The sequence below is a fragment of the Streptomyces sp. NPDC093065 genome, from assembly GCF_044754585.1.
In the GTDB taxonomy this organism is placed as follows: Bacteria; Actinomycetota; Actinomycetes; order Streptomycetales; family Streptomycetaceae; genus Streptomyces.
Map to the genome: position 1 here is coordinate 578,032 of NZ_JBIVPJ010000001.1, position 17,538 is coordinate 595,569.

Genomic DNA, 17,538 nt, shown 5'->3' on the forward strand with positions numbered 1-17,538 from the left:
AGCCCCGGTGCGGAGGCCGCCTCCGCCGCGATGTCAACTCCGGTGCGCCGCGCGGGCCCTGGGCTTCTTCTGTGCCGGGCGCTTGCCGTCCGGCCACAGCTGCGGCCTGCGCTTGGCCGCCACGTCCTCCATCCAGCCGAACCAGACGATGCAGCTCCCGATGAGCAGCCAGGCGAGGACCAGGACCGGCCAGGGGCTCTCCAGCAGCCACGGGACGTTCTCGTAGACGACGTCGAAGCCCCACAGCTGGTCCCACAGCGTGGCCGCGATCAGGATGCAGACGTTGTGCCACAGGTAGATCGTCACGGCGCGCGAGTTGAGCAGGGTGATCAGCCGGTCCCAGCGGCGCAGCCGGCGCGGCCACTCGGACCACGACGGGCTGACGTGCAGGAGCAGCAGCACCGTCGCGAAGGACCAGACGGCCTGCGCGAAGGGGATGGAGTCCAGGTCGTACCCGGTCTTGAAGCCCTCCCTGAAGGCGTACCACAGCCCCAGTGCGGCGATCACCGGGGCGACCGAGGGCACCACGTAGCGCGGCAGCCGTTTCAGTACGCCTTCCTGGTGGGCCATGCCGAGGATCCAGCAGGCGCCGAAGGTGCTGAAGTCCGTGAGCGCGGACGGGAAGCGCTCGCCCGGCAGTTCGAGGTAGCCGAACTGGAAGGCGGCCGACAGGGCGAGCGGCGCGATGATCGTCAGCCACGGCAGGGAACGCAGCGCGCGCAGCAGGACCGGGGAGAGCAGCACGTACCAGAGGTAGGCGCGGATGTACCACAGCGGCCCGCCGAGTTCCGCGGCCCAGTCCTCGCCCAGGATGCCGTGGATGCCCGGCACGCTCTCGGCGAACGGCGGGTCGCTCAGCGGCAGGATCCAGTAGAGGAGGTGGAACCACCACCAGCCGGGGTGCCCGTCCTCGTTCGGTCCCCAGCCCTGCAGCACCATGCCGGTCACGCCCACGACGCCCAGCAGCCACAGCGGCGGCAGCAGGCGGCGCATGCGGCTGCGGACGACCTGGACGGCCGGGCGCTTGAGGGAACGGGCCATCAGGTTGCCCGCGAGGGCGAACATGACGCCCATGGACGGGAACACCACGGGCAGCCAGGCCCAGCCCATCAGGTGGTAGAGGACCACGCGGAAGAGGGCCACCGCCCGCAGCAGGTCGAAGTACCGGTCGCGGACGGGTCCGCGCCGCGCCTGCTTCTGCCGGGGCACGGCCGGTTCGACCGGGGCGGGCGGCGCGAACGGGGCGGCCGGATCCGCGCCGAAGGGCGGATACGAGGGTGGTGGTGCGGTCACGTTCGGGGCTCTCCGGGTGGCGGCCGGCGCGGAGGCGGCCGGGGCGGGCGCTGGGGGCGGGACGTGCGCGGCGGGAGTCGGCCGCGCCGGATCGAACGACGGGGTGGTCATCCGACCGGCCGCCTCCCGTCCATGGCACCGGAGCGCCGCTGGGGCGGCACGCCGTCGGCACCGGGCGGCGGCGCGGACACACCGCCGCTGCGCCGCAGCTTCTGCCAGCGCAGCCGGCCGCCGGTGAGCGCCGTGATCCAGGACTGGAGCAGCACCACGTACATGATCTGGCGGTACAGGATCTGCTGGAGGGGCAGCGAGATGAGCGGGGTCAGCTTCTCCCGGTCGAGCCGGAAGGCGTACGCCGCGCACACCGCCTGGATGGCGAGGACGCCCAGCCACGCCACGACCGTCTTGCCGGTCGGGCCGAAGACGAGGCCGTAGAGCAGGAAGACGTCGATCAGCGGGGCCAGCAGCGGGGCCACGACCATGAACAGGGAGACGAAGGGCAGGCCCACGCGGCCGAAACGGCCCGAGGGGCCCTTCTCGATCACCGCGCGGCGGTGCTTCCAGATGGCCTGCATGGTGCCGTACGACCAGCGGTAGCGCTGGGACCACAGCTGGCTGACGGACTCCGGGGCCTCGGTCCAGGCGCGGGCGTTCTCGGCGTAGACGACCCGCCAGCCGGCGCGGTGCAGCGCCATGGTGACGTCGGTGTCCTCGGCGAGCGTGTCGTCGCTCATGCCGCCGAAGGGCTCCAGGGCGGAGCGGCGGAAGGCGCCGACCGCGCCGGGGATGGTCGGCATGCAGCCGAGGACGTCGTACATCCGGCGGTCCAGGTTGAAGCCCATCACGTACTCGATGTGCTGCCAGGCGCCGATGAGGCTGTCCTTGTTGCCGACCTTCGCGTTGCCCGCGACGGCGCCCACCTTCGGGTCGCCGAAGGGCTGGACGAGTTCGCGGACGGTGGAGGGTTCGAAGACGGTGTCGCCGTCCATCATCACGACGATGTCGTAACGGGCGTTGGCGAGGCCCCGGTTGAGCGCGGCCGGCTTGCCCGCGTTGAGCTGCCGGATCACCCGCACGTTGGGCAGGCCGAGCCCTTCCACGATCCGGGCGGTGCCGTCACTGGAGCCGTCGTCGATGACGATGATCTCGATCGGGTGGTCGCTCTCCATCAGGGAACGGACCGTGTTCTCGATGCACTTGGCCTCGTTGTACGCCGGGACCAGCACCGTCACCGGTTCGGTGACGGCCGGTCCCCAGCGGAAGCGTCTGCGGCGCACCCGGCGGGCGTGGACGCCGGACAGGAGCAGCATCAGGACGAAGCGTCCGATGACCAGCGTGCCGATGATCGCCAGGCCCACCACCAGGCCGTCGGTGAGCTTCTCCGAGGCCTGGACCAGGAAGACCCACGCCTTGCCCTTCCACAGTTCGGCGCCGGTCACCGGGGTCATGGCGCTGGGCGCGTCCAGGGCCTCGGTGAGGTTGTCGAACTCGTAGCCCTTCTTCTTCAGGTCGGGCAGGAACTTGTCCAGCGCCCGCACGGTCTGGTGGCGGTCGCCGCCGGAGTCGTGCATCAGGACGATGGCGCCCTTGCCGCCGTGCGGTGTGGCCCGCCGGATGATCTCGTGGACGCCGGGCTTCTGCCAGTCCTCGCTGTCGGTGTTGTTGACGACGACGAGGTAGCCGCGGCTGCCTATGTACTCGGTGACCGGCCAGGACTTGTTGTCCATGGCGTCGGCGAAGGAGGAGTACGGCGGGCGGAACAGCGAGGTGCGCACGCCGGCCGCGCCGGTGATGGCCAGCTGGTTCTGCGACAGCTCCCAGTCGATGCGCTTCTTGGACTGGAAGGAGAGGTCGGGGTGGTTGAAGGTGTGCAGGCCCACTTCGTGACCCTCGTCGACCATGCGCTTGACGAGGTCGGGGTAGCGGGAGGCCATGGTGCCGGTGACGAAGAAGACCGCGTGCGCGTCGTGCTTCTTCAGCACGTCGAGGACGCGCGGCGTCCAGGTCGGGTCCGGGCCGTCGTCGAAGGTGAGGACGAGCCGGTGGTCGGGCACGCTGAGGCTGTCGGCGCGGCCGCCGCGCGCGTCGATGACCGGGCCGCCCTCGAGGATCTTCTCGGGTACGTGGGTGGTCGCGGCGGGCGGCTGGACGCGGTGGTCGGCGAGGATCTCGCTGTGGACGTATCCGCGCAGCATCAGCATCGCCACCAGGGCGACCAGGACGAGCAGCGGAAGCAGCAGGCGCAACGGCAGGCGACGGCGGGAGCCCTCACGGACGCTGCGCGCGGCCCCGTGACGGCGGGTGCGGGATGCCATCAGAGGGTGTTCTCCGGGGACAGGGAAGCGGACGTGGAGGTGTCGGCGGGGTCGGCGACCACGACGGGTGCGCCGGCCGGACCCGCGACGGGGTCGGGGTCGCCCGCACCGTTGGCGTTGGCACCGCCCTCGCCCGGGGCGGGGCCCGTGGTGGCGCCGCCGGTGGGCTCGGTCGGGCCGACGGGGGTGTCCCCACCGCCGCCCGCCGGGGTCGACGGGTCGGTGGTGGCGGGCTGCGAGGCCGGCGTCGACTGGGCCGGGTCGGGGCCGGTCGCGCCGGAACCGCCCGGGTCCCGGCCGGTCCCGGACGCCGAGGACCGGGGCCCGGCGCTCGTGCCGGGCTGCACCGCGGTGCCGCCCGTCGTGCCGGACGTGCCGGGCGCGGGTGCCTCGGCTCCCGGTGCGGTCGCCGCTCCGGCGTCGGCCGAGGGGCTGGTCTGCGGCACGGCGGCGCCGGTGCCGGAGGGCTGCGCCGACTGCGAGGGCAGCGGGGTGGTGTCGACCTGCCCGGCCGGTGCGCCCTCCTCCTGGCCCGGTACGGGCATCCAGGGCGCGTCGGAGTTGCCGGAGAGCAGCGTGGAGACGATGACGACGGCGTAGACCGCGCAGGCGATGCCGACGAGGATGCCGATGCGGCGGTACAGGCGGCTGCGGCGGCCCGACGCGTCGACGAAGACGGGTCCTTCGGAGGGCTCCGGGCTGCTCTTGCGGTGTCCGCCGTCGGCCCGCAGGACCATGCCGTCGCCGAGGTGGACGGCGTCGAGCTGGACCGTCACCTCGTGCGGGTCGTGGGTGTGACCGGCGGCATCGGTGCCCGCGTCGCCGCCCGTGTCCGGCAGTTCCTGCCAGGGGTCGCGGAGCGCGGCGGTGGCGGGGCCGGGCGGGGATGTGGCCGCGGCTGCGGTGAAGGCACGGGTGGGACCGGCCGACGGAAGGACGTCCGTCCGGTCGGGGTCCGGGGCGTTGCCGGTGCCGTGGGCGTGGCCAGTGCCAACGCCGGCGCCGGGCGCCTGGGCGGCGTAGGGAGCCTTGCCGAACAGGTCGGGCCCCTGCGCGGCGGCGGCGTTCGGAACGTTGTCCGGGGCGGCGGCGCCGGGGTTCGCCCCGGCCGGGCCGGTCGTGCCCCACGTTATCCGGCCCTGGGCCGACGGGTCCTGGCCCGGAACGCGGCGGCCGTGGCCTCCTATTCGGGCACCGAGGACCTCCGTCCGGTCCGCGGCGGGACCCCCGTGGCCGCTCGGGCCCTCACTGGATTCCCCGAACCACCCCGGACCCGACGCGGCCCCGGCGAACCCGGAGGAATCCGTCGGCCCGGAGGAACCGGTGTGGCCGGATCCGGTGGACCCCTCGGCCCCACCGGGCTCCCTCGCGCTCATCGGAGACCCCCCGGCCTGCGGGTGGACCCGGGTCGAGGGCAACACCTCGGTGGCGTCAGCATGTCGTCCTGCCTCCGAGAGATCACGAGCCCCGGACTCGACCTCGGGCCACTCCGGTTGGGCGTCTTTTTGCCAATTCTTCACGCGCGCGCACTTCCCCCCACGGACACTTCCGGGTGCGCATACGACTCCGAGCACTCGTCGGCCGAACCGGCCCCCACCAGGTTCGAGCGCCCCCTGTATCACACCGTGCTCAGGCAAAGAATGTAGCGCACGCGGAGGATGTGTGGTTGTCGCGTGTCACTTGTGGACGGACATCACAGCGGCGTCGGCGGCCGGAATCCACCCTCCGCCGAGGGCCCCGAGCCAACCCTTTTCGGTCGCGACCTGGGACGCAGCCCGGCGCAGCGCGTCGAGCGCCGGATGCACCAGTCCCTTTCGCCACACGAGTGACACCGGCGACAGCGGCACAGGGTCGACGAGCGGGCGCACCACGGTCGAAGGCATGGCCGGAAAGCTCTGCACGGCCAGGACCGGGTTGCGCGTCTTGTCCATGATGCGCTGGAACTCCTCGTCACCGACCGCCAGCGGTGCGGGGGGCGCCACATGGATGCCGCGTCCTTCGAACAGGCGGTGCGCGAGGTCGGTCCACTCCGTCGTGCGCGGGTTGCCGGCCCCCGCGTACACGCTCTCCCCGGCGAGCGCGGAGAGCGGCACCCGGGCCAGCCGGGCCAGCGGATGGTCCTCGGGCAGCACGACCGCCATGGGCTCGTAGCGCACCGGCTGGTGGCCGAGCCCCGCCCGCAGCGCCGCCGGGAGGCCCGCGAACCGGCCGAAGGAAGCGTCGAGACGGCCCGCGACCAGTTCGCCGGCCGCGTGGGTCAGCCCGCTCTCGTAACGCGCCATCAGCTCCTGCTCGGGCGCGAGCGCACGGGCCCGCTCCAGGACGAGACGGCCGGTGGCCAGCCCGGGGGAGTTGAGGTCCACCAGCAGTGGGCGGGCCTGTCCGAAGGCGGCGAGCAGGTCGTCCTGCGCCTGGAGGACCCGGCGGGCGTGCGGGAGCAGCCGCTCGCCGTCCGCCGTCGGCGTCACCTGCCGGGTGGTCCGGACGAACAGTTCGGCGCCCAGCTCACGCTCCAGGCGTCGCACGTCCCTGCTGAGCGCCTGCTGGGCGACGTAGAGACGGGCGGCGGCACGGGTGAAGTGCAGCTCCTCGGCGACGGCGACGAAGGCGCGCAGGAGGCGGGGGTCGAGGTGGGCGGGTGCGGGCATCCGGCGAATTTACAACGAGGGTGCGTGAATGGCCACGGAGCAGGTGTTGGACCCCCTGATCACCGCCGGGCGACGGTGGACGCATGCCGACGCCGACCCCACCGCGCCCCTCCCGCCCCGCTCCGCCCGCCCCCTTCCTGGCCGTCACCGCCGACACCGTGGTCGCGGCCGACTTCCGCCCCCGCATCCGGCGCCGGCCACCCGGGCCGTACCGGCGCCTCCTCTCCACACCCGGCGCCCGGGCCTTCACGATCGGGACTCTCGTCGCCCGGCTGCCGATGGGCATGTTCAGCGTGAGTGCGGTCGTGATGATCGCCGGGACCCGTGGTTCGTACGCCCTCGCCGGCGCGGTCACGGCGACCGGGCTGGCGGCCACGGCGCTGGTCGCCCCGTGGACCGCGCGGCTCGTGGACCGGTACGGCCAGGCCCGGGTGGCCGTGCCCGCCACCCTGTTCGCCGCGCTGGGCTCGGTCGCCCTGCTGCTGTGCGTCCGGTACGGGGCCCCCGCCTGGACCCTGTTCGCCGCCTACGCCGCGACCGCGACGACGCCCAACACCGGCGGCATGGCCCGCGCCCGCTGGTCCCACCTGCTGAGGGGCGACGCGGACGCGCTGCACACCGCGAACTCCTTCGAGCAGGCCACGGACGAACTGTGCTTCATGCTCGGCCCGGTCCTCGCGGCGTTCCTGTGCACCGCGTTGTTCCCCGAGGCGGGCACGCTCGTGGGCATGGTGCTGCTGGTGACCGGCATGCTGCTGTTCACCGCCCGGCGTTCGACCGAGCCGCCGGCCCGCCCGCGCCCCACGGCGAAGGCGCCCTTCCGGGCCCCGGGCATCCCGTCGCTGCTGGTGGTGTGCCTGGCGATGGGCGGCGTCTTCGGCGCCATGGAGGTCACCACCATCGCGTTCGCGGACGCACAGGGCCACCGCGCGGCGGCCGGTGCGGTCCTCGCCCTGCAGGCGGCCGGTTCCTGCGCCGCGGGTCTGCTCTACGGCGCCGTCAAGCCCGCCGGACCCGCCGAGCACCGCCTGCCGTGGTGCGTGGCCGCGATGACGGCCCTGCTGACGCTGCCGCTGCTCGCGGCCTCCCTCAGCGGCTCGCTGCCCCTGCTGGCGCTCACCCTCCTGATCGGCGGGATGGCGACGGCCCCGACGATGGTCACCACGATGACCCTGGTCCAGCACCGCACCCCGGAGGGCCGCCTGAACGAGGGCATGACCCTCGCGGTGACCGGCCTGCTCGGCGGCATCGCCTGCGGCAGCGCGGCGGGCGGCTGGACGGTGGAGCACCTCTCCCCCACCGCCGCCTACGGCGTACCGGTCACGGCGGCGGCACTGGCCCTGCTCCTCGCCCTCCTGCCCACCCGCCGGACACCGTAGAACGCGAAAACCCCCCGGGCCGCCGGCACGTGGCCGGTGACCCAGGGGGTTTCCCTCTGTAAAGGGGGTGCGGGTGGCGGAGCCCCCGCGGCGCGCGGCGAAGCCGCGCAAAAACGTCGAGGGTGACGTGTGCTCGCGCTTACCGCGAGCACACGTCGCCCTCGACCTCGTGGAGATGGCGGGAATCGAACCCGCGTCCAACGGTGCGGAACCAGGGCTTCTCCGTGTGCAGTCCGCTTCGATTTTCTCGGCCCCGGAGATCACGCGAACAAGTCTCCGACGGGCCCAGTCACTGTTTGGTTTCCCTCTTCACCCCGTGACCGGGATCAAGGTTTAGTCCCCTAGCTGATGCCAGGATCCGGGTCGGGAACAGCCCCGGGCTGACACTCCCTTAGTAGGAGGCTCGCTTCGCTACCTGAGATCAGGCAGCGAGGGCGAAGGCCTGCTGGGAGGAATCGCGCTTGGTGTTGGCGATTATTTTTTTCGGCCTGTGGTTTACGAGATCATGGCCGCTTCCTCGACACGCTTCCCCTGCTTCGACAGCCGCTGTCGAAACCGATCATCCCCATGTTGATTTTTCAATCACAGTCACACCTGCTGTGAGGTGCGCTTGCCATCGTACGTGACCAACGCACGCACGTGCCAGCCTATTCCCGCGGCTCAGGCCCGCTGCTTGCGCCGGATCGCGGAGATCGTCCGCTCCGCCTCGCGACGGTCCTGCTTCTCCCGGAGGGTCTGCCGCTTGTCGTACTCCTTCTTGCCGCGCGCCAGCGCGATCTCGACCTTGGCCCGCCCGTCCTTGAAGTAGAGGGCCAGCGGCACGATCGTGTGACCGGTCTCCTGGGACTTCGACTCCAGCTTGTCGATCTCCACGCGGTGCAGCAGCAGCTTCCGCTTGCGTCGAGCGCTGTGGTTGGTCCAGGTGCCCTGGCTGTACTCCGGCACGTGCACGTTGTGCAGCCACGCTTCGTGACCGTCCAACTGCACGAAGCCGTCGACCAGCGAGGCCCGCCCCTGGCGCAGCGACTTCACCTCGGTACCCGACAGCACGAGGCCGGCCTCGTAGGTGTCGAGGATCTGGTAGTCGTGCCGCGCCTTCTTGTTCTGCGCGATCAGCTTGCGCCCTTTTTCCTTAGCCATAGTGCGGTCCATTTTGGCACTACGGAGGGGTCCTTCGGAAAGCCGATTACGCGGGGTCGTCCGCCTCGCGCCCCAGCCCGCTCAGCACCGTCCGGGCCCGCTCGAGGGCGGCCGGGTCCGTCGGGTCGGCCTCCAGGTCGGGCGTGATGCCCGTGCCGTCGACGCCGCGGCCGGACGGGGTGCGGTAGTGGCCCACGGTCAGCTCGGCCACCGAGCCGCCGGGCAGCCTGCTCGGCATCTGCACCGAGCCCTTGCCGAAGGTGCGGGAGCCCACGACGACCGCCCGGCCGCGGTCCTGGAGGGCCCCGGTGAGCAGCTCGGCGGCGCTCATCGTGCCACCGTCGACGAGCGCGACCAGGGGTCTGGTGGTGTCGCCGCCGGGTTCGGCGTGCAGGGCCCGCTGGTCGCCGTCGACGTCGTACGTGGCGACCAGGCCGCCGTCGAGGAAGGCGGAGGCCGCGGTCACGGCCTCGGTGACCAGGCCGCCGGAGTTGCCGCGCAGGTCGAGGACGAGGCCGGCGCCGGACGGCACCCGCGCCGCGGCCCCGCGCACCTGTGCGCCGACGCCCTTGGTGAAGGAGGTGACCTTGACGACGGTGAGGCCGTCGGCGAGCGTGCGGACGCTCACGGGGTCCGTGGACAGCCTGGCGCGTCGCACGGTCTCGGTCCACGCGCGCGTGCCGCGCTCCAGGCCCAGCCGGACGGCGGTGCCTGCGGGCTCCCGCTCGGTGTCGCCGCGGAGTATGGAGACGACCTCGGTGACGGGCCGCCCGTCGACCCGCTCGCCGTCCACGCTGCGCAGGCGGTCACCCTCGCGGATTCCGGCGTCGGCGGCGGGCGAGCCGGTGCGCACCCGGGTCACCTCGATACGGCCGTCCCGCTCCCGGCGCGCGGAGAGCCCGACGCCGGTGTACCGGCCGTCGAGGGCGTCCTCCAACTCCTCGTACTCGCCCTGTGAGTAGATGGCGCCCCAGCGGTCCCCGCTGCGGCTGACCGCGCGTTCGGCGGCCTCCACGGGGGACTTGCCGTCGGCCATGGCCTCGGCCGCCGCGCGGGCGACGTCGTCGTGCGGTGCCTGCCGGCCGGCCTGGGAGGCCGAACGGGCGGCGCCGGGCTCGGACTTGCGGTCCGTGCCGGGGAGCGACCCGGTGGCCCCGCCCGCGACGAGCACGCTCGCGAACACCAAGGTCAGGGCGGCCCCGTGGCGTGCGCGACGGGGCTGACAGAACAGGTCACGACCTGACATGCCGGTGAGTCTAGGACAACGCACAGGGGCCGCACGGTCGCTTGACCGTGCGACCCCCTTGGTATGTGTCACACCTTCAGGTACTTGCGCAACGCGAAGAACGCCGCCAACGCGGGCATCAGCAGACTCGTGGCCAGGATCAGCGGCAGCTTCGTCAGGACGGCGTCCCAGCCGATGAAGTTGATCAGGTTCAGCTTCTCGGACAGCGCCAGTCCGTGATCGATGATGAAGTACCTGGCGATCACCAGGAATCCGCAGGCGACACCACCGCCGATGAGTCCGGCGACCGCCGCCTCCATGATGAACGGCGCCTGGATGTAGAAGCCCGACGCGCCGACCAGGCGCATGATGCCGGTCTCGCGGCGCCGGCTGAACGCCGAGACGCGCACGGTGTTGACGATCAGCATCAGGGCGACGACGAGCATGAGGGCCATCACCGCGCGGGCGGCCCAGTTCATGCCGTTGAGGAGGCCGAAGAGGTTGTCCAGGATGCCCTTCTGGTCCTGCACGGACTGCACGCCCTCACGGCCGTCGAAGGCGGTCGCGATGACCTGGTACTTCTCCGGGTCCTTGAGCTTGATCCGGTAGGACTCCTGCATCTGGTCCGGCGTGAGGGAGCTGGCCAGCGGCGAGTCGCCGAACTGCTCCTTGTAGTGCTTGTACGCCTCGTCCTGCGACTCGTACGTGACCTTGTCGACGACGGTCATCTCGTCGAGGTCGGACATGATCTGCTTCTTCTGGTCCTCGGTCACCGCGCCCTTGGCGCAGTTGGGATCGGACTCCGCGTCGCTCTTGTTGCAGAGGAAGACCGAGACGTTGACCTTGTCGTACCAGTAGCCCTTCATGTTGTTGACCTGGTCGCTCATCAGCAGCGAACCGCCGAACAGGGCCAGGGACAGGGCGACCGATACGATCACCGCGAAGGTCATCGTCAGGTTGCGGCGAAGACCGACACCGATCTCCGAGACTACGAACTGGGCGCGCATGGCGTCTCGTTAAGCCTTTCGTTCCTCGTCGTCAGTGCTGGTAGCCGTAGACACCGCGTGCCTGGTCCCGGACGAGGCGGCCCTTCTCCAGCTCGATGACGCGCTTGCGCATCTGGTCCACGATGTTCTGGTCGTGCGTGGCCATCACCACGGTGGTGCCCGTCCGGTTGATGCGGTCGAGCAGCTTCATGATGCCGACGGAGGTCTGCGGGTCGAGGTTGCCCGTGGGTTCGTCGGCGATCAGCAGCTTGGGCCGGTTGACGAAGGCGCGGGCGATGGCGACGCGCTGCTGCTCACCGCCGGACAGCTCGCCGGGCCTGCGGTCCTCCTTGCCGCCGAGTCCGACGAGGTCGAGGACCTGCGGCACGGACTTGCGGATCTCCCCGCGGGACTTGCCGATGACCTCCTGCGCGAAGGCGACGTTCTCGCCGACCGTCTTGTTCGGCAGCAGGCGGAAGTCCTGGAACACCGTCCCCAGCTGGCGCCGCATCTGCGGCACCTTCCAGTTGGACAGGCGGGCGAGGTCCTTGCCCAGCACATGCACCTGTCCGTGGCTGCACCGCTCCTCGCGGAGGATCAGCCGCAGGAAGGTGGACTTTCCCGAACCGGAGGATCCCACGAGGAAGACGAACTCGCCCTTCTCGACCTCCAGGGAGACATCCCTGAGGGCTGGGTGGCTCTGTTTGGGGTAGACCTTGGAGACGTTGTCGAATCGGATCACGGATGCACCACGGGTCGCCGGGGGTAGATGTGCGTGACCATACGCGAACCGGGGAGCCGACCGCAGTCACCGGTCGGGGTTGCGTATCAGTTGCGTGTTTTGTCCCCACGGGAGGGCGCGCGGGGCCCCATGGAACCTGGCACAGTGGAAGGGGAACGTTCGTACCGTCGCGGGCGTTGTTCAGAGGGAGCCGGTGGCAAGGAGGGCGAGCGCATGACGTACGACCGGTTGGTGTGCGCGAACTGCGCGGCGCCCGTGAGTGAGGGCAGGTGCCCGGTGTGCCGGGCCAATCGCGAGCGGCTGCAGCAGGAGAGCAACTTCTTCGCGGGACTGAACCCGGTGGCGCTGGTCGCGCTGCTGGCGGTGCTGGTCGCGGCGGTGGCCCTGCTGGCCCAGCGGGCCGCCTGACGGGCCTGGAGCGGCCCTCAGCGCCCCCAGGACACGGACTCGCGGGGACGACGCGGACCCTGAAGACGCGGAAGGGGCCCGGAGCGGTGACGCTCCGGGCCCCTTCGTCTGCGTGCGCGGTGCGTACGCGGACGACTACCGTCAGGCAGCAGCCCCGCCGCGGCCGTTCATCAGACGCGGCAGGAAGCGGAAGCCGATGCCGCCGGCGATCATCGTCGCGGCGCCGACCAGCAGGAACGTGGTCTCCGCGGCGCCGGTCTCGGCGAGCTCCTCACCGTTGCCCTGGGCAGAGGTGTCGGAGGCCGGGGCCTGCTCGCCGGTGTCGGTCAGGGCCGAGGAGCCCTGGTCCTGGGCGACGTTGTCGTTGCCACCACCGTCGGGGGAGGTGTTGTCGCCCCCGCCGTTGCCGCCGCCACCGTTGCCGCCGCCGTTGCCCGGGTCGGTCGGGTTCGTCGGGTCAGTGGTGCCCGGGTCGGTCGGGTCGGTCGTCCCCGGGTCGGTCGGGTCCGTGGGATCGGTGGGGTCCGTCGGATCCGTGGGATCGGTCGGGTCCGTGGGATCCGTCGGGTCCGTCGGGATGGTGGGGTCGTCCGTGGGATCGGTCGGATCCGTCGGGTCGTCCGTCGGGTCGTTCGGGTCCGTCGGGATGGTGGGGTCGTCCGTCGGGTCGTCGTCTCCCTGGACGCTCACGCCGAGGCCGATACCGCTGCCGCTGGAGCCCGCGCTGACGCCAATCTCGAGCGCCGATGCGGCACCCGCGGCGGTCAGCGAGGCGCCGGCCGCGATCACGGCGCCGGCCGCGATGCGCGCGACACGGATGCGCGTCTTCTTCGTCATGTAGTTGCTACCCCCAGTAGCCGATTAGTCGGTGAGGCCGCACTCGGGGGCCGTGATCGACGGGGGGCGGCTGCATGTGTGCTCAAGCCCCCCGGTTCACATGCGCCCCAGAAATACGCATGCCGCGCCTCACCATTCCGAATGTTCAAAGCAACGTCAAGGCCATTGCGTACGCGATGTCCAGGTACGGGATGTATGCCGGACACAAAGCGTGTGAGTGTGATGCAAAACCCAGACATCACCGGCGAACAGCGGGCAGACAAAAGGCAACTGCCGCCCGAGGGACGGCAGTTGCCTTGTCGACAAAGCGGCGATTCCGCCTGGCGTTACTTCTCCTGCTGCTTGCGCCAGCGAATGCCGGCCTCGAGGAAACCGTCGATCTCGCCGTTGAACACGGCCTCGGGGTTGCCCACTTCGTGCTCCGTGCGCAGGTCCTTGACCATCTGGTAAGGGTGCAGCACGTACGAACGCATCTGGTTGCCCCAGGAGTTGCCCCCGTCGCCCTTGAGGGCATCCATCTTGGCCTGCTCCTCCTGGCGGCGCCGCTCCAGGAGCTTGGCCTGGAGGACGTTCATGGCGGTGGCCTTGTTCTGGATCTGGGAGCGCTCGTTCTGGCAGGAGACGACGATGCCGGTGGGGATGTGGGTGAGGCGCACCGCCGAGTCGGTGGTGTTCACGCCCTGGCCGCCGGGACCGGAGGAGCGGTACACGTCCACGCGCAGCTCGGACTCGTCGATCTCGATGTGGTCGGTCTGCTCGACCACGGGGAGGATCTCGACGCCCGCGAAGGAGGTCTGGCGGCGCCCCTGGTTGTCGAAGGGCGAGATGCGCACCAGCCGGTGCGTGCCCTGCTCGACGGAGAGGGTGCCGTAGGCGTACGGCGACTGCACGGCGAAGGTGGTCGACTTGATGCCGGCCTCCTCCGCGTACGACGTCTCGTAGATCTCGGTCTTGTAGCCGTGCTGCTCGGCCCAGCGCAGGTACATGCGCTGGAGCTTCTCGGCGAAGTCGGCGGCGTCCACGCCACCCGCCTCGGCGCGGATGTTGACGAGCGCCTCACGCGCGTCGTACTCGCCCGAGAGCAGGGTGCGGACCTCCATCTCGTCCAGCGCCTTGCGGACGGCCGTGAGCTCGGACTCGGCCTCGGCACGGGTGTCCGGGTCGTCCTCCTCCTCGGCCATCTCGAAGAGCACACCGAGATCGTCGATCCGGCCGCGCAGCGCCTCGGCCTTCCTGACCTCGGCCTGGAGGTGCGAGAGCCTGCTGGTGATCTTCTGCGCCGCCTCCGGGTCGTCCCACAGCGAGGGCGCTGCCGCCTGCTCCTCGAGCACGGCGATGTCTGCCCTCAACTTGTCGAGGTCCAGGACGGCCTCGATCGACTCCATGGTCGAGGAGAGGGACTTCAGCTCTTCGGATACATCGACGACTGCCACGCATCCAGCGTAACGGCTCCGGCCCGCGGTCCATGCCCTGCGGGTGCGGGCAGGGGCGCCGGGGGCGGTCCGGGCCTCAGGGAGAGGCCGGTGCCGAGTTCCGTGTGTCCTGGGGTCCGGTGCCGTCCTCGTCGCCGCCCGTGGCCAGCCAGGTACCGACGCCGATCGCCGCCACCAGGGCGACCGCGCCCGCTCCCACCGCGATCCGGCGCCGCCGCGCGGCGGCACGGTTGCGGGCCGATCCGGGACGCGGGGCGCCCGCCGCGCGCGGGGCGCGGGCGGTGCCGCGGGCGCCGCCGGCCAGCTCGTCCGGGGCGGGGACGCGCATCGACGTGTGGGTGTCGCGGTTGGAGTCGGCAGGCTTGGCCCCCGGCACCAGGGGCACCGCCCCCCGGCGCCGTACGGGCTCCCCGGCGTCGCCGGACGCGGGGGCGGCCGGGGACGCCGGGGACTCGTCGGGGTCGTCCTCCTGCTGCTCGGCGTCGGGCTCGTCCACGTCCAGCGGGCCCATTCCGGCGAGCATCGGCAGCAGCTCGCGCAGCCGGGTGCTCAGCTCGGAGGCGCGCAGCCGGGAGGCCGGGGCCTTGGCGAGGCACTGGACGAGGAGCTGCCACAGCTCGTCGGGGATGCCGGGGAGCGGGACGACGGTCTCGGTCACGTGGCGGCGCAGCACCGCGCCGGGGTGGCCGCCGCCGAACGGCGTGAAGCCGGCGAGCAGCTCGTAGAGGACCGTGGCCAGCGCGTAGATGTCGACCGCCGCGCGCGGGGGCAGGCCCTCGACGATCTCCGGGGCCAGGTAGTCGGGCGTGCCGATGATCTTCGTGGCGCGGGTGCGGCGGGGGGTGTCGATGAGCTTGGCCACCCCGAAGTCCGTCAGCAGCGCCGGGTGCGCGCCGCCGGGACCGAGCGGGCCCTGCATGTCGAGCAGTACGTTCTCGGGCTTGACGTCGCGGTGCACGACCCCGGCGGCGTGCGCGGCGGCCAGTCCGTCGGCGACGTCGGCGACGACGGCCGCCGCGGCCTCGGGTGCCAGGCGCCGCTCCCGGTCCAGCCGGGTGCGCAGGTCGGTGCCGCGGACCAGGTCCATGACCAGCGCGAGGTCGTTGCCGTCGACCACCAGGTCGCGCACGGAGACGACGTGCGGGTGCTCCAGCCCGAGCAGGGCGGTGCGCTCCTGCACGAAGCGGGAGACGAGCTCCTGGTCGGACGCCAGGTCCTCGCGCAGCAGCTTGATCGCGACGGGCCCCTCGGGACCCTCGCCCAGCCACACCGTGCCGGCGCTGCCCCGCCCGAGGATCTGGTGGGCGGTGTACCGGCTGCCGATCTTCCGTGCCAAGACTGCTCCTACCGACGCGTGTTGCGCCTAAAAGTACGCGCCCGAGGAGCCGGCCTTCACCGCGGAGGCGGAAATCACCCTCCGGATGTCGACAAGTCTCCGGACTCAGCCTTGTCCGGAGCCGCCCAGGTCCCCGATCCAGTCGGTCACGGTGGTGAACCAGTCGGTGAGCTGGTCCCAGTAGCCCTGGCCGGTGCCGATCCAGTCCTTGAGCGGGCTCAGCTCCCAGATCAGCCACCCGGCCACGAACAGGATGACGATCGTGAACAGGCATCCCTTGAGGCAGCCGAGGCCCGGGATGCGCATGGGGTTGGCGCTGCGCTGCCGCGGCGGCCTGGGCTCGCGCCGGGGCTGCTGCGGTTCGGGCACGGGCGGCGGGGCGTACCGCTGCGGCTGCTGGGGCTGCGGGGTGGCGTAGCGCTGCGGTTGCTGCTGCTGCGGGTAGCCGTAACCGGGCTGCTGGGGCGGCGGGCCCTGGGGGGCCTGGCGCGGCTGCTGCTGCGGGCGGGAGACCTGCCGCTGGGGGCGGCGGCGCAGCGGGTCCTGGTTGGGGTCGAGGTACTGGACCTGCGTCTGCTCGTTGCGGTCGCGGGCGGCGCGCAGCTGGTTCTGCCAGGGGTGCGGGTCCTCGGGTCCGCCCGGTCCAGCGGCGCCGGGCTGTCCCGGCGGCACCGGAGGCATGACCGCGGTCGGGTCGGCGGCCCCGGTGTGCGGGAGTACGGCGGTGGGGTCGGCGGCGCCCGCCGGCCCTCCGGTGTGCGGCAGGACGCTGGTCGCGCCGTTCGGGTCGTAGGCGGCGCCGGGGTCGCCGGGGACCTGCGCGGGCGCCGGGTCGGGAGCGAGGAGGGCGCCCACGCTCTCGGCAGCGCCGATCTGCGCGCTGTTCGCGTGCACACCGATGCCCTCGGCGACGACGCGCAGACCGCGCGCGAGGTTCTCGGCGCTGGGGCGTTCGTCGGGGTTCTTGCGCAGGCAGCGCTCGATGACCGTCCACAGCGGGTCGGGGACGGTGGAGGGGCGGCGCGGTTCGGCGCTCAGGTGCTGGTGCAGCACTTCGAGGGCCGAGCCGCCGCCGAACGGGGGACGGCCGGTGACCAGCTCGTACAGCAGGATGCCGGCGCCGTACACGTCGACGGCGGAGGTCTGCGGGCGGCCCTCGGCGGACTCCGGCGCGACGTACGCGGGCGTGCCGACGAACTCGTGGGTGCGGGTGAGGCCGGGCGAGTCGGCGAGGCGGGCGATGCCGAAGTCGGTGAGCATCGGGTGCATCTCGCCGCCGGTCTGCTTCAGCAGGACGTTGGCCGGCTTCAGGTCGCGGTGGACGACGCCGTCGGCGTGGCTGGCGGCGAGGGCGTCGGCGATCTGCGCGGTGAGCAGGGCCGCGGCAACCGGGGTGAGCGGCCCGTTTTCGCGCAGGTACCGGTGGAGGTCGGGGCCGTCGACGAGGTCCATGACGAGGGCCAGCAGCTCGCCCTCGACGACCAGGTCGCGGACCCGGACGATGTTGGGGTGGGTGAGCCGGAGCAGGACGGACCGTTCGCGCAGGAAGCGCATCACGATGTCGGCGTCGCTCGCCAGCTCCTCCTTGAGGACCTTGATCGCGACGGTCTCGCCGGGCTGTCCGGCCACGGCCGCCTCGGCGCCCGCGGTCTCGCGCTGGCGGGCCCGCCAGACGGTGCCCGTGGCGCCGCGGCCGAGGGGCTCCTCGAGGAGGTACTTGCTGCCTACCGGCCGCACGTCATGCGCTCCTAGTTGCTTGCTGGCTGTTCGGACCCACTGTCGCAGAATCGGTCGGT

The 17,538-nt window shown here is 71.9% G+C and carries 14 protein-coding genes and 1 other RNA gene; 2 read left to right on the forward strand and 13 right to left on the reverse strand.

Features of this window, described 5'->3' with window-relative positions; genetic code table 11:
- Positions 1 to 33: 33 nt before the first annotated feature.
- The 4 genes from ACIQFU_RS02515 to stgR form a co-directional block, all read right to left on the reverse strand.
- Positions 34 to 1,404, reverse strand: a complete 1,371-nt coding sequence (locus ACIQFU_RS02515) for an acyltransferase (protein WP_402548398.1) — start codon at positions 1,402 to 1,404, stop codon at positions 34 to 36.
- Entirely contained in the window at positions 1,401 to 3,608 is a 2,208-nt protein-coding gene (locus tag ACIQFU_RS02520) for a polysaccharide deacetylase family protein (protein ID WP_402548399.1), read from the reverse strand. The genes ACIQFU_RS02515 and ACIQFU_RS02520 overlap by 4 nt, the downstream gene beginning before the upstream one ends.
- Positions 3,608 to 4,984, reverse strand: coding sequence for a hypothetical protein (locus tag ACIQFU_RS02525; protein WP_402548400.1), 1,377 nt, complete (start codon positions 4,982 to 4,984; stop codon positions 3,608 to 3,610). The genes ACIQFU_RS02520 and ACIQFU_RS02525 overlap by 1 nt, the downstream gene beginning before the upstream one ends.
- A gap of 300 nt (positions 4,985 to 5,284) precedes the next feature.
- Positions 5,285 to 6,256: a LysR family transcriptional regulator StgR gene (gene stgR / locus ACIQFU_RS02530; RefSeq protein ID WP_402548402.1), complete on the reverse strand. Its 972-nt coding sequence runs from the start codon at positions 6,254 to 6,256 to the stop codon at positions 5,285 to 5,287.
- 83 nt (positions 6,257 to 6,339) lie between these two features.
- Here stgR and ACIQFU_RS02535 point away from each other — a divergent pair, with 83 nt between their 5' ends.
- On the forward strand, positions 6,340 to 7,635 hold the full coding sequence (locus ACIQFU_RS02535) for an MFS transporter (RefSeq protein WP_402548404.1): 1,296 nt from the start codon (positions 6,340 to 6,342) through the stop codon (positions 7,633 to 7,635).
- A gap of 167 nt (positions 7,636 to 7,802) precedes the next feature.
- Here ACIQFU_RS02535 and ssrA read toward each other — a convergent pair.
- The 5 genes from ssrA to ftsE all read right to left on the reverse strand — a co-directional run bounded on the left by ssrA (position 7,803) and on the right by ftsE (position 11,728).
- Positions 7,803 to 8,202, reverse strand: a transfer-messenger RNA (tmRNA) gene (gene ssrA, locus ACIQFU_RS02540).
- Between the two features lie 93 nt (positions 8,203 to 8,295).
- The gene (gene smpB / locus ACIQFU_RS02545) at positions 8,296 to 8,775 is read right to left on the reverse strand and encodes an SsrA-binding protein SmpB (protein ID WP_007450171.1); all 480 of its coding nucleotides are present in this window, start codon (positions 8,773 to 8,775) and stop codon (positions 8,296 to 8,298) included.
- A gap of 46 nt (positions 8,776 to 8,821) precedes the next feature.
- Complete coding sequence (locus ACIQFU_RS02550; RefSeq protein ID WP_402548405.1) at positions 8,822 to 10,021, reverse strand: S41 family peptidase; 1,200 nt, start codon at positions 10,019 to 10,021, stop codon at positions 8,822 to 8,824.
- Positions 10,022 to 10,089: 68 nt separating this feature from the next.
- On the reverse strand, positions 10,090 to 11,007 hold the full coding sequence (gene ftsX / locus ACIQFU_RS02555; protein ID WP_402548406.1) for a permease-like cell division protein FtsX: 918 nt from the start codon (positions 11,005 to 11,007) through the stop codon (positions 10,090 to 10,092).
- Positions 11,008 to 11,038: 31 nt separating this feature from the next.
- Complete coding sequence (gene ftsE, locus ACIQFU_RS02560; protein ID WP_003975843.1) at positions 11,039 to 11,728, reverse strand: cell division ATP-binding protein FtsE; 690 nt, start codon at positions 11,726 to 11,728, stop codon at positions 11,039 to 11,041.
- A gap of 213 nt (positions 11,729 to 11,941) precedes the next feature.
- On the opposite strand from ftsE, the gene ACIQFU_RS02565 reads away from it, so the two are divergent.
- Positions 11,942 to 12,136, forward strand: coding sequence for a hypothetical protein (locus tag ACIQFU_RS02565; protein WP_402548407.1), 195 nt, complete (start codon positions 11,942 to 11,944; stop codon positions 12,134 to 12,136).
- A gap of 141 nt (positions 12,137 to 12,277) precedes the next feature.
- On the opposite strand, the gene ACIQFU_RS02570 is transcribed toward ACIQFU_RS02565, so the two are convergent.
- From ACIQFU_RS02570 to ACIQFU_RS02585, 4 genes are all read right to left on the reverse strand, one after another.
- Positions 12,278 to 12,973: a hypothetical protein gene (locus ACIQFU_RS02570; protein ID WP_402548408.1), complete on the reverse strand. Its 696-nt coding sequence runs from the start codon at positions 12,971 to 12,973 to the stop codon at positions 12,278 to 12,280.
- Positions 12,974 to 13,299: 326 nt separating this feature from the next.
- Complete coding sequence (prfB, locus tag ACIQFU_RS02575) at positions 13,300 to 14,406, reverse strand: peptide chain release factor 2 (RefSeq protein WP_402548410.1); 1,107 nt, start codon at positions 14,404 to 14,406, stop codon at positions 13,300 to 13,302.
- Between the two features lie 76 nt (positions 14,407 to 14,482).
- On the reverse strand, positions 14,483 to 15,742 hold the full coding sequence (locus tag ACIQFU_RS02580) for a serine/threonine-protein kinase (RefSeq protein ID WP_402548411.1): 1,260 nt from the start codon (positions 15,740 to 15,742) through the stop codon (positions 14,483 to 14,485).
- Between the two features lie 105 nt (positions 15,743 to 15,847).
- Positions 15,848 to 17,479 carry a serine/threonine-protein kinase gene (locus tag ACIQFU_RS02585; protein ID WP_402548412.1) on the reverse strand — a complete coding sequence of 544 codons (1,632 nt, stop codon included), beginning with the start codon at positions 17,477 to 17,479 and terminating at the stop codon, positions 15,848 to 15,850.
- Positions 17,480 to 17,538: the final 59 nt, after the last annotated feature.